General features: G+C 31.3%; 10 protein-coding genes. 1 reads left to right on the top strand and 9 read right to left on the bottom strand.

Going from position 1 to position 13,009, the window contains the following annotated elements; all coding sequences use genetic code 11:
- Nucleotides 1-49: 49 nt before the first annotated feature.
- The 3 genes from NLG42_RS09960 to NLG42_RS09950 all read right to left on the bottom strand — a co-directional run bounded on the left by NLG42_RS09960 (nucleotide 50) and on the right by NLG42_RS09950 (nucleotide 6,931).
- Nucleotides 50-2,017: a putative porin gene (locus NLG42_RS09960; RefSeq protein WP_257683650.1), complete on the bottom strand. Its 1,968-nt coding sequence runs from the start codon at nucleotides 2,015-2,017 to the stop codon at nucleotides 50-52.
- A 283-nt stretch (nucleotides 2,018-2,300) separates the two neighbouring features.
- Nucleotides 2,301-3,776 carry a RagB/SusD family nutrient uptake outer membrane protein gene (locus NLG42_RS09955; RefSeq protein ID WP_257683649.1) on the bottom strand — a complete coding sequence of 492 codons (1,476 nt, stop codon included), beginning with the start codon at nucleotides 3,774-3,776 and terminating at the stop codon, nucleotides 2,301-2,303.
- A gap of 11 nt (nucleotides 3,777-3,787) precedes the next feature.
- Nucleotides 3,788-6,931 (bottom strand): SusC/RagA family TonB-linked outer membrane protein, encoded by a 3,144-nt coding sequence (locus NLG42_RS09950; protein ID WP_257683648.1) that lies wholly within the window; start codon nucleotides 6,929-6,931, stop codon nucleotides 3,788-3,790.
- 796 nt (nucleotides 6,932-7,727) lie between these two features.
- Between NLG42_RS09950 and NLG42_RS09945 the strand changes: the two genes are divergently transcribed.
- A complete protein-coding gene (locus NLG42_RS09945; protein ID WP_089059258.1) occupies nucleotides 7,728-8,387 on the top strand; it encodes a ribonuclease HII in 660 nt (219 codons plus the stop codon).
- 11 nt (nucleotides 8,388-8,398) lie between these two features.
- Here the strand turns inward: NLG42_RS09945 and NLG42_RS09940 are convergent, their stop codons facing one another.
- The 6 genes from NLG42_RS09940 to NLG42_RS09915 form a co-directional block, all read right to left on the bottom strand.
- A complete protein-coding gene (locus NLG42_RS09940; protein ID WP_257683647.1) occupies nucleotides 8,399-9,139 on the bottom strand; it encodes an SDR family oxidoreductase in 741 nt (246 codons plus the stop codon).
- Nucleotides 9,140-9,202: 63 nt separating this feature from the next.
- On the bottom strand, nucleotides 9,203-9,778 hold the full coding sequence (locus tag NLG42_RS09935; RefSeq protein WP_089059256.1) for a Crp/Fnr family transcriptional regulator: 576 nt from the start codon (nucleotides 9,776-9,778) through the stop codon (nucleotides 9,203-9,205).
- A 93-nt stretch (nucleotides 9,779-9,871) separates the two neighbouring features.
- Nucleotides 9,872-10,585, bottom strand: coding sequence for a lipoyl(octanoyl) transferase LipB (gene lipB / locus NLG42_RS09930; RefSeq protein ID WP_257683646.1), 714 nt, complete (start codon nucleotides 10,583-10,585; stop codon nucleotides 9,872-9,874).
- 5 nt (nucleotides 10,586-10,590) lie between these two features.
- On the bottom strand, nucleotides 10,591-11,340 hold the full coding sequence (locus NLG42_RS09925; protein ID WP_089059254.1) for a hypothetical protein: 750 nt from the start codon (nucleotides 11,338-11,340) through the stop codon (nucleotides 10,591-10,593).
- Nucleotides 11,341-11,408: 68 nt separating this feature from the next.
- The gene (locus tag NLG42_RS09920; RefSeq protein ID WP_257683645.1) at nucleotides 11,409-12,188 is read right to left on the bottom strand and encodes a hypothetical protein; all 780 of its coding nucleotides are present in this window, start codon (nucleotides 12,186-12,188) and stop codon (nucleotides 11,409-11,411) included.
- A gap of 60 nt (nucleotides 12,189-12,248) precedes the next feature.
- Nucleotides 12,249-12,965 (bottom strand): hypothetical protein, encoded by a 717-nt coding sequence (locus NLG42_RS09915; RefSeq protein WP_257683644.1) that lies wholly within the window; start codon nucleotides 12,963-12,965, stop codon nucleotides 12,249-12,251.
- Nucleotides 12,966-13,009: the final 44 nt, after the last annotated feature.

Below are 13,009 nucleotides of genomic sequence, written 5' to 3'. Positions count from 1 at the left end.
TTTATTTAAGTTTTAATATAAGATATTTTTAAAATAAGTTTTATCCGTTTTATTGGAAGAAATTCCAAACTAAACCAAATCGTATTACAAAATCACGATATGGGTTATTTGGCGCTGAATAATAATCGCTTTTTGAAAAAAGAGCATTTATGTGTTCTGCCTTTAGATAAAAACGTGTCTGACGAATTCTGGCATCTATAAAAAGGTCAAAAAGCGGATAATTTCCAATCTCTTTATTATTCTGAACAAAGAACTCTCCAACTACTGGATTATATCCATTACCATAAAACTTGGTAAAATAATTAAATACAATTCCTGTTTGTGCAAATAATGCTTTCTTGAAAAAGTGATTTGAATAATAGAATGTATTTCTTGTTACAAAATCTGGTACATTTAAAATTAAATCAGATTGATCTACTTTTTGATACAATAGAGTATTATCTAATGCAAATTTTCCAAATTTAAATTCCTTGCTTGCTTTAATTTCTAAATAATTAATAGCATTTCCGTACTGCTCTGGATTTATAATTTGTGTTTGTGCTAACACTTGAGCCGGCGACGAAACATCTTTAAAATACAAATGATCATTTAATACTGTATATTGAACCTCGGCATTTAACCACGGTGTATGCACACTAGCTCCAAGTGTATTAATTTTTTCGTTTTTAAAATTATTCGACCAGTTGTACTCTACATAACTGCTTTGATACAAATTATAATTATTGTTTGGCAGCTTGTTTACATTTCTATATTTAAAATCGAACTGAATTTTTTCATTTAAAGTATAGCGTAATTTCGCATCAAGATCAGATAGTGACTGGTTCGTAATAGATCTTGTATACAAAAATCGCCCATTCCATTTGTTCTTTTGATATTCATATTGTCCACCAAAATTATTAATCTGAAGAAACAAGTTATCAGGAACAACACCTCCAGATTTATCAACCAAAATTCGGTCGTATTTATAATTTGACCTATAATCGTCAACAAAAAAATTAAACTTACCTAACAGCGAATTTTCATAAGCCACTCCAACTTTATTGTACAATCTTTCAAAACGAGTTTGATCATTTATACCACTTGTTGTATATGAAGCTCCAAAACGCTGCACTTGTTGTCCGTCAACAGTAGAAAGAACAGTAGGTTGATTGTATTCGAAAAATTTATTTTCGAAGTTAAACTGATGATTTATATACAAATTATTATTTCCGTTTTTTGGATTCACTCTAAAAGCGTGGTCAAAAAACAACCTTTTTCCCTTCAAAAAAGATTTTGCATCTGTCAAGTAAACTTGTAGTCTCTGACGATTTTTAAAATCTGGATTATCACTCTCAAAATCTTCTGGAGTTGTTATACCGCCATTTTCTTCATTTGAATTATCTTGAAAAGTAAAATGCGCATTCAAGGCATATCTTCTCTCTGTTGTTGCATAACTCGTTGTAAATCGAAAATTTCCCGAACTTACTAGCTGGTTTATATAATCTCCTTCTGAACGTAAACCTCTATATGCAATAGAAAAATTAAGATTTTTTGATGTATTCAAAGTAATAAATGAATCAACATTTTGTCCTTTATTTATTGTTGTATTAAAAAACAACTCCGTTAAAGGCGTCGCTGCAGAATAGTATCTAATGTCCTCTGGCTGCAGATAATTATAGTGCATAGCCGAGAAACCAATCTCTGGATATGGCGAAAAATTCGTTAAACTATATTGCAAAACATTTAAAGGCTGTCCGATATTTGAGAACTCCAACAATCCAAAAAGATCTTTTCGAAGATGGTTTTGTTTATAGGCACTTTTTATTGTCAATGATGTATCTACATAAGTAGTATCATGCTCTAGAGTAATAATCTGATATTGGTCAATTTTAGCAATTTTAGCCTTTTTCTTTTTAACAGTGTCTGTTATACTTGAGTATTTTGAATTCATATCTAAACTACTTTTTGAAGAAGTCTTTTCTTGAGAAAACAATAAGGCTGGTATAACTAATAGATATAGAAAAATGAATATTCTCATTTGATAATGTTATATAAAATTATTTCGGCAAAATTTGTCGAGCAAAGGTAAAAGATAAAAACGTATAAACGAAAAAAAACAAAACGTTAGTATGAGTCTGCAATCATAACCTCCTTCAAAAATGAAAACCCCGTTTACAAAAGTAAACGGGGCTTTCAAGAAAAATCAAAATATTTATTGTTTACTGTAATATAAACTTTATCTGGGTAACTACTCTTTTATTCTAATAGTTTTTAAAATCTACCAAAAAACTGAAACACCCATTAAATTATATTACAATTTATTATAATTCATTTTGTTTAAGTAATGGGTTAGCATTGATCTCAGCTCTAGGGATCAACCATTGCCATCTTTTATCTGTTACAGGAACATTGATTACTCCATTTGTAATTGTTGAATTATGATTTGCACCAGATCTATCAAGAGGAGTATTTGTTCTCTTTAAGTCATAAAATCTAAATCCTTCTCCCCACAATTCAATTCTTCTTTGAAACCAGATTTCATCTACTAATGCTTGTCCAGTTTTTGTAGACAAAGTATATCCAGTATCTCTAGTTTTCACTAAAGCAAATAATACAGCAGCTGCATCAGCTTGTCCTAATCTTGCTTTTGCTTCTGCTTCGATAAGATACATTTCGGCAACACGCATATAAGGAATATCGCATCTAGCGTCACCAGTACTTACAGCTAAGAATTTTTGACTTGTATAAGGAAATTTAGCAAAAGCTGATGAAAGATTTAATGAAGCATGTACCCCTGTTTTATCAAACAACTTTGAACGTACGTCAGTAGTTGGAATTAAGTTGTAAAGTTTACTGTTAATTGCCTTAGGACAAACACGGATAACTGTTGAACTAAAATTTCTAGACATGTAAGCTCCAAAATTACCAAAATAATCTGTTTGAACTTCGTTAACATGACTTCCCCACATCCATTCTTTAGCGTTAAAGTCATTAAACCCTTTTACATATTCCTCAGCATTCATTAATGCTACACCCGTTTTAGCTTTAGCAGCATAATCTGCAGCTATAGCCCAATTTCCTTGAGTTAATGCTACCCTAGCTTTCAAACCTTGTGCTACACTTAAACCTAAATGAGAATTATTTAGTTTTGTATACCCTACTAATAAAACATTTGCTTCATCTAGATCCTTATTGATTTGCGTGTAAACTTGTTCAACAGTTGCACGAGCCAAAGGTTGATCACTAACAGTTAAAGCAAGAGGAACACCCATTTGTGAATTATCAACTCCGTTAACATATCTTTTACCATATATCTGAACCAATTGGTAATGAGAAAATGCTCTATAAAGCAAAGCTTGACCTTTTAACACTTTTTTATCTGCGTCTGGACCTGTTGACGCATCAACTGCACCTAAAATAGTGTTAGCATTTCTAATTATTCTATAATAAGTACGGTATGGAAATCTAACGTCTTGCGCATTTTCATTTGCTACACCATTCCAGTTGTAAACTTGTAAAAACCAAGTGTTATTAGAAGTATAAACTAAATCATCTCCAACGATATCCATCTGTTGCATCATTCCACCTAGTCCATTCTCATTCTGATTACTTTCATATCTAATATACAATGATCTGTGTATACCATTTAAAAGCGTCATTAAATTTTCAGTGGTTTTAGTCGCCCCGTCGTAATCAACAAATTCTGTAGGTTTTTTATCTAAAAAATCTTCTGAACATGACGTCAGTGCTAATAACGATATTGCAATAAATATCTGTTTTATATAATTTGATTTCATAATATTATTTTTTAAAAGTTTAAGTTTAACCCTAATGTAATAGCTCTAGATGGCATGTATCTATTTTGAGTTGTTCCATTAAAAGTTTGACTTGGATCCATTCCTTGACGTTTAGTGAATAATAGTAAATTTTCACCATTTACATACAAGGTAGCATTGTCTACTCCTAATTTAGAGATTAATTCAGAAGGCATTTTGTAAGATAAGTTAACTTGTCTTAAAGATAAATAATCTGAACCTATCAACCATCTGTCAGAAGCAGCGCTTGACTGTGTATTTCTACCAACATCCATTCTTGGAACATCAGTAATATCTCCTGGTTTTTGCCATCTGTTAAGAACATCTACACTTAAAGCTGATCCATAGCTGCTTCCAGTATGCATAAGCGATTGATAATTAGTATCATACATCTTTCCACCAATTTGATAAGCAAATAAAACTTCTAATCTTAAACCTTTATATTCAAAGTTAGTTCCAAAACTTCCGTACAAATCAGGAATTGCTGAATCAGCATAGTGGTATAACGCTTTATTTTGATCTGTTGTTACATTTACTCCATTAACAACTCTTTGAGTAACATCTCCAGCAACGATTAAAGTTGGATCTGACACATATAAAGCATATCCGTCTGTTGGATCTACTCCGTACCAATCTCTTAACCAATAGTCATACATAGACTGACCAACCATTAACTTTTTACTTCCGTTGATAATCTCTTTTTGTGGTAACTTAGTGATTTCGTTATGAATTGTAGATGCATTTACATTCAATCCCCAAGAAAAATCATTTGTTTTAACAATAGTCCCGTCTAAAGAGATTTCGAAACCTCTATTAAACATAGAACCAATATTTTCGATTCTGTTATCAAGTCCTGAAGATAACGGATTTGGTACAGAAAAGATCAAATCATCTGTACTTCTGTTATAATACTCAACACTACCTCTAAGTCTGTTTTTAAACAATGCAAATTCAACAGCAATATCTTTCTGAGTATTTTTTTCCCATTTTAAATTTACAGCTCCACTAGCGTTTGTAACAACTCCACCTTCACTTCCATTATCATATCCTAAACTAAAAGTTGATTGACCTGCATAAAAACTTAAATCATCATGGTTGATATGAGAATCATTACCAACTTCTCCAAAAGAAGCTCTTAATTTCAATTCATTAATCCAACCGCTATTTTCTAAGAAGCTTTCTTTTGTAAGTACCCAAGCACCACCAACTGACCAGAAATTACCCCAACGGTTATCTTTTGTAAATTTTGAAGAACCGTCTCTTCTAAAAGATCCTGAAAGGATGTATTTATCTTTATAGTCATATCCAACTCTTGAAAAATAAGATTCTGTTCCGTAATTTCTTGTATAAGAATTTAAGTCTGTTACCGTAGCATAGTTAATAAACTCTACATTATTTGGCGAAACCTGACCTGTTTTAGTCCCATTTAACCATTCTCTTTCGTAATCAAAACTTTCATGTCCTAATAAAACTGATATAGTATGCTCACCAATTTTTTTATCATAGTTTAATAACTGATTGTAAGTAACACCAGTTAGAACTCTATTCTCTTTAGCCATTAACCCTGTTGGAGCACCATCACCAATTTCTGTATTATAAGAATACGTTCTGTTTAAATATGTTTTATCCAACGCTGCATTTGCAGTAAATTTAAAATCTTTCAAAAATTTGAACTCAACATATGTTCTTGCTGATAAAGCCGTCCCTTTTTGATTATCGGTATTGTTTAATGTTTCATAAACAATATTTCTACCTGGTGTAGCACTAGCACCTCTAGCAATTGAATAAATTTTCTCTCCAGTAACTGGATCTAATAAAAAATCTCCATTTGGTTTATGATCATAAACAGGGTAAATAGGCCCCATAAATCTAGTTGCTCTAAATGGATTATTAACAGAAGTTGAATTATCAACTCCGTTTACTGCCAAATTAGAATCAGTTGTAGTTCCTGATAAATTAATTCCAGTTTTTAACCAACTATTAAAAGTAGTATTAATATTTAAACGAGCAGAAATTCTCTCATAATCAGAATTTTGAAGATATCCTTCTTCATTAAGATACCCCAAAGAAGCAAAATAATTTGATTTGTCAGATTTACCTTGGTAAGAAAAATCAGCATTTTGTCTTGTTCCAGCTCTTTCTAATTCTCTAGTCCAATCTAAATCATTTGGATACAAAAGTTGAGCATTTGGATTTAATTTACCATCTGTTCCAACGACTTGTCCGTTTGGAACATTAAATGGATTTGTAACCAACAAGGGCTGAACGTTGGCAGATGCATAAGCATTTGCAGTAGCTAATTGAGCCGGTGTTCCCATTGGGCGGCTGTTTCTTATTGCTTCCCACTCTAAAGGATAGTAATCAAAAGCATTAACTCTGTCGTATTCTTTAATCAATCTTGAAGTCAAACCTTGACTTACATTTAATGAGAACTTATCTTTTGAAGATTTACCAGTTTTTGTCGTAATGATAATAACACCATTCGCAGCTTTTGATCCGTATAATGAAGTTGACGAAGCATCTTTCAAAACTGTCAAACTTTCGATATCTGCAGAATTCAAAGTACTAATATCTCCTGCAAATGGAACTCCATCAACAACGTATAGTGGAGTATTTGATCCATTGATAGAACTAAATCCACGGATTCTAATTGCTGGCGCCGCACCTGGTTGTCCAGAAGCACTTTGAATTTGAACACCTGAAGAAGCTCCCTCAATTGTAGACAAAACGTTTGTTACTGCTCTATTAGCAAAACTTTCTCCTTTAATTGAAACTGCAGAACCTGTGTAAGAACTCTTTTTTGCTTTACCATAGGCAACAACAACAACCTCGTCCAAAGATTTTCCTGAATCTTTCATTTTAACATTAACTGCTGAAGATGGTCCTACAACAGCTGAAATCTGATCCATTCCAACGTAAGAAAAAAGAAGTACATCACCAGTTTTAGCTTTAATAGAGAAACCTCCATCAAAATCTGTTTGTGTACTAACTTTTGTTCCTTTAACAATAACATTAACTCCTGGAATAACTCCTGTATCACCTGAAACGATACCTGTAACAGTCCTCTCTTGAGCATAAGAAAACTGAATAGAAAGCGCTATCAATAGCGAATAGATCCATTGTAATTTTAATTTCATTTTGGTATATATTTGAATTAGTATGCGACAAACATCTTAATTATTTCTTAAAATAACAAGTCCCTCTTTAACAGAACACCAACATTACTTTAATAGCTCATTAACACTAAAGCGCAGTAAATCAACATTTTTTAGCTAAAACCCTATTATATATAACAATACAGCGCTATCTAGAATCTACCCATATTTGTAATTTTAACACAATATTAACATTTTAAACTGTAACAAAACCCCTAAAACAGAGTGCTTTTTGTTTAAAATGTAACAATTATCCTAACAAAAAAAAGAGCAAAAAGGCACATTCCCACACTTAACTAATTATTTAAGTTCATTATTTACAATTGATAGCCTGAAAATTGCCCTTTTTTCAACACAATAATTCCTGTTTTATTTTAGTGTAACCGAGAAAAGAATTTAGAGTTTAAGACGACCTGCCCGCGTTTAGAATATTTCTTAATTTTAACAAACCTAACTCTCAATTTTAACGATATTCAAAGACATAAATTAAAGACTCATGAAAGCTTTAAAATATAATGCAATTTTACATTTTGAATTGTTTTTACTAATTCACTTCTTTCTATTCAAATAAAGGTCTCTCAAAATAAAATACAGATGTAAATTAAAGTCTCATTTTCTAATTACAGAAAATGCTATTTAAGACAAGAAAAACTAAAAAAATATTTTTTGATCAAAATTTCAAAAGACAAACACATTTTCTACGATTATTGATCAATCTGTCTTTTTGATACATTTTGAAAAAAAAATACAATATTTGCACTTCAAAAAAAAGAATCAAATGCTGCAGCTTAATTATTCAGGATTCACATTAGAAACAGGAACAGATGAAGCAGGACGCGGCTGCCTGGCAGGACCTGTCACAGCAGCAGCTATAATTCTTCCTGAAGATTTTGAGAATATAATTTTAAATGATAGTAAACAATTATCTGAAAAGACACGTGCACTTTTAAAACCAATTATCGAAGAACAAGCACTCTGCTTTTCAGTAACACATTTATTTCCTGACGAGATTGATGAAATAAACATTTTAAATGCATCAATGAAAGGAATGCAGGAGTGTATTCTAAAACTAAGTCAAACTCCGGAATATATTATTGTAGATGGAAACCGTGCTTTGAATGCTAAATTAGGATTAAAAAACACAGTTGGAAAACAGTTCTCTTCTGCTGAAATAGAATTATTAAAGTCTATTCCAAACAAAAGCATTGTAAAAGGAGATGCAAAATTCCTGAGCATTGCCGCTGCATCAGTATTAGCAAAAACTTATCGAGATGAATACATGGATAAAATTCACGAAGAATTTCCAATGTACAACTGGAAAAAAAATAAAGGATATCCAACTAAAGAGCATCGAGAGGCAATTAAAGAATACGGAACAACAAAATATCACCGAATGAGTTTCAGACTTTTACCAGATCAATTAACATTAGAATTTTAAACTCTAAAAAATCAACTTAGACTGTTTATTTTCTTAAATGCAAATTGAGGAGCTATTCTAGAAAGCAAATACAGAATTTTAACTTTTCCAATTCTAATTTCTGTTCTATTCAGAGCAATCTCTTTAAACATTTCTGAAACAGCTTTTTCTGGAGAAATAGCAATTTTAGGAGGTTTACCATTATGCCAAGGCGTATCTACAACTGGAAACAAGACTTCGACAACCTGTATAGGTTCATTTTTAAGCTGATACCTCAAGACCTGGGTAAAGGAGTGCAAAGCTGATTTTGCTGCATTATAAAAAGTATAAATACCTCTTGGCACATACACCAAACCAGTTGTAATATTTATAACTTTAGAATTATTATTTTTGATTAAAATAGGATATAATAATTTTATCAAACGAACTGGAGCTGCAAAATTAGTTAACATTTCATCGTTCATTTTTTGTAAAATTAAATCATCCTCAATAAAAGAAGTTCTATTGATAATAGCGGCATTATTAATCAATATATTCACCTGAGAAAAAAATGTTTCAATCCATTTTACAAATGCTTCACATTCTTGCTCATTTGCAATATTACAAGGATAAACAATTAAATCCGGCAGTATTTTCTGTGCTTCTTCTAGTTTTTCGATAGAACGCGAGCAAGCAATTACTGTGTTGCCTTGTTTTATAAACTGCCTGCACATTTCTAATCCTAAACCGGAACTTCCTCCAGTAATAACGATAGTACTATTCGTGATTTTCATAACTTAATTTTTAAATTAAGCATCAAAAATACCCATCGTCGCAAAACTATGCATTGATCTATGTTAAGTCTTAAATTTTCTTCTAATTCTGCTGAGAGATTCAGGTTGAATACCCAAATATGAAGCTATAATTTGTTGTGAAACTCTATTTTCTAAATTTGGAAACTCAGCAATAAAAATTTCGTATCGTTTTTCTGCATCCAAAAGCAATAATTCCCTTTCTCGTTTTTCTTTAACACAAAATGCTTTTTCTAATATTTGAAGTAAAAAGATATTCCAAAAAGAGTTTTTCGCCTTCATTTCCAGCCATCTCAAATAATCAATTTCTAAAATTTCTGTTTCTTCCAAAGCTTCAATAGAAAAATAAGATGCGCTATTATGAATCATTGCTGAATAGGAACTTATAAAATTATTCTCGGTAATGATGCTTTTTGTAAACTCGTTACCATTTTCATTACTATAAACGTATCGAAACAATCCTTTAATAACAAAAGCCATCTTACGCGGAATTTGACCTGCAGAAATAAAACAATCTCCTTTGTTGATTATTTTATGTTCGCAGACATTTGATAGTTCCTCCAGCTCTTTCTCGGGAAGTCCCAAATTGTTTAGAATTGCTTTTTTATCGATAATACTCATAACTAAAAACAGAAAAACCCGTTGAATATAATTCGCATAAAAGCAATTATATTCAATAGGTATAAACTAAATATTCAAAAACTAAAACTAGTTTTATCTTGATATTTCTGCAATAAATTCAGCCTCAAATAAATGAGCTAAATGTTTAATAATTTTAGACTTCACTTCTTCCTCATCAACTCGTTCAACACCAAGTTCAACATTTAAAGATGTTACGCCTTTGCCACGAATACCACATGGAATTATATTATCAAAATATCCTAAATCCACATTTACATTCAATGCAAATCCGTGCATGGTAACCCAACGCGAAGCACGAACGCCCATTGCACATATTTTACGTGCAAATGGTGTTCCAACACCAAGCCAGACTCCTGTTTCACCTTCGCTTCTACCCGACTCCAAACCATATTCTGCCAAAGTAAGAATAATTGATTCTTCTAGGAATCGTAAATATTTATGAATATCTGTAAAGAAGTTTTCTAAATCCAAAATTGGATAACCTACAACTTGTCCAGGTCCGTGATAGGTAATATCGCCTCCGCGGTTAATTTTGTAAAAAGTTGCTCCTTTGGCTTCAAGCTGTTTTTCATTTAACAACAAATTCTCTAAATCACCACTTTTACCTAAAGTATAAACGTGCGGATGCTCGACAAACAATAAATAATTGGGAGTTGGTAAATCAAGCTCTTCTCTTCTATTTTTGATTTTTAAATCAACTATAGCTGTAAAAAGCTCTTCTTGATATTCCCAAGTCGATTTATAATCTCTATTACCTAGATCTTGAAGTTGAATTTTTTTATTCATTTTAATTATTTTTCAAACTCTACTTCAAAGTTGAGTTTGTCAGGATTCTCCATATAATCCGTAAAAGGGTATTGAATTGTAATTGTTTTTCGATCCTCACTGAACAATGCATTCGGATTCGATACTTTTTTGATTTTTTTCGGGAAGTGATATTTCACAACATAAGTTGAAGAAGCAAACATCATTTTTGACATTCCTGTAGAATCTTTGACTACTTCGGCAACTTTTTTAGGATCAATTATTGCCTTTCTAGTAAACTTTTTAGCATCATATGTGTAAGTCAATACGCTATTATTGTTCCCAATACCATTACCTAACGGACTTGCTCCTGCTCCTCCTTCAAGTTTTTGAAGCACATTGGCAGTTTGTAAAATATCCTGCAATTCATTTACATTTTTAAAATCAGTCGATAAAGTCATTAAAAACTGCTTTTTCTCACTACTCATTTTAGTATGAACAGCAAAACTTTCAAGTTTCTTCAGTTCTTTTTGAACCTCTGGAGACAACTTTGCAATACTATCTTTTTTCTCTTCAAACAATTGCTTGAAAGTAAAACTAGAATCAATATCTTTTTTGGCATCAGCTCCCATTTGATTTCCAATTTGATCGCCTGCCATTTCCATCAAAGCAGAACCATCCATATCTACAGAAAATTTCCCAGTTCCGTTATCATTGATGTAAATACTTTCAGTAAAAGTACAACTTGTTAAAAAGGCTAATAAAAAAGAAAAACTTAATAATTTTAATAATTTCATCGTTGTGTAATTTTTTTATCAAATATACGAACTCTATTCAAAAGATTATTACTTTGCAACCCTGCTTTCTAATCTTCGAATATTACCTTAAACCCAATATTCATATTGCTGTTATCCTGCATATTCTCTAAAGGAACATCATAAATAAAACTCTTTCTATCAGCAGCAATTACAGCATTTTTTAAAGAAACCGTTTTTATCTTTTTAGGAAAATGGTATTCCATAGAATACTTACATTCCTTCATCATATCATCCATTTTCTTAGAAAAAGGATCATCTTCCTCTTTTCCCTTTTTCTTTTTAGGTTTTGAAACTGCTTTTTTATTATCCTCAGTACTCGAAATCAATTTAGTAAAACTCTTTCCATCATAAAGAAATGAAGTAGAGTTATTATCCTCAGATTTTGGTGCTGCGCTTAAAGCTCCAAGTCGCTTTTTATCAGAAAGTGCTAATTTTTCCATCGCCTGAGTTGGAGATGCCATTTTTTGAATACTGTTTAAATTAGGAAAATCAAATATCATATTATACTCCATTTGCTTTAGCTCTTCGTTAACCTTTAAACTAATTTTAAAATTCTCAAGCACCTTAAGCATTTCTTTCTCTGCTGCCGGCAGTTTTGCTATACTATCTTTTGCTTTATCAAATAATTCTTTAAAATTAAACGTAGTATCAATAACCTTTTTATCCTTTAAAGAATCCGAACTTTTCATTCCCATTTTATACATTCCCGCCATGTCAAATCCATATGAAAAAGATCCTGAGCCATCTTCATTTATGACCACTTTTTCTTTAATAGTACAACTTGACATACATAATACTGCAAGGATATAAAACAGTCCTTTTTTCATGACTTTAAATTTTTGGTTAGTAAGCCGCGAAGATACCTTCTTTTGATAATAATTTAAGTTTTATTCTAAAATCACTTCCAAGTTTGTCAATTCAGGATTTTGCAGGCAGTCAGAAAGCTGAAATTCTAAACTTAACGATTTATTATCGGCACTTATAACCGCTTTTTCGTTTGAAACCGATTTTATTTCCCTTGGAAAATAGTAATTCAAAACATAAGATTGTTTCAATTTATAATTAGAAATTATTTTTTTTCTATCCTCCGCTTCTTTCATTTTCTCATCAAATTTTTCTTGATCAGTAATTATCAAATTTCTTCTAAATGTGACACCGTCAAAACTGTATTTTATTTTATAAAACGGCTGAACTACCGTATAATTTTCTTTTAAACAACTAGCTAAACTAAGGCTTTTATAAACATTAGGAACTTCTTCTATCTTTTTAAAATCACACGAAACAATATTAAAATTCTCCATCTGAATTGGATCCATTTTCACATGCATTTTCACATTAGAATGTTCTTGAAATAATGCCTGATCTGATTTACTAAATCTCACAAAAGTTTCTTGATACTTAGTAATATAATCTTTAAAAACAAATATGGTATCTATAAATTTCTCTGAATCAGAACTATTTCTCCCTAACTGCATAACACTATTTTCATCCCGGAGACTGTAAACTTCAATATTTCCAGTTCCGTCTGGGTTTATTATTATCGTTTCGGTTATAGTGCAGCTTGTGAGCAGAATTAATAATAAAAAGGCTGATATAAATTTCATTTTTCTAGTAGATTCTGAGTTTTATGAAGCGCTAAGATAACGAG

The organism is Flavobacterium plurextorum (assembly GCF_024638035.1).
Classification (GTDB): Bacteria; Bacteroidota; Bacteroidia; order Flavobacteriales; family Flavobacteriaceae; genus Flavobacterium; species Flavobacterium plurextorum.
This window is presented reverse-complemented; position numbering and strand designations above follow the sequence as displayed.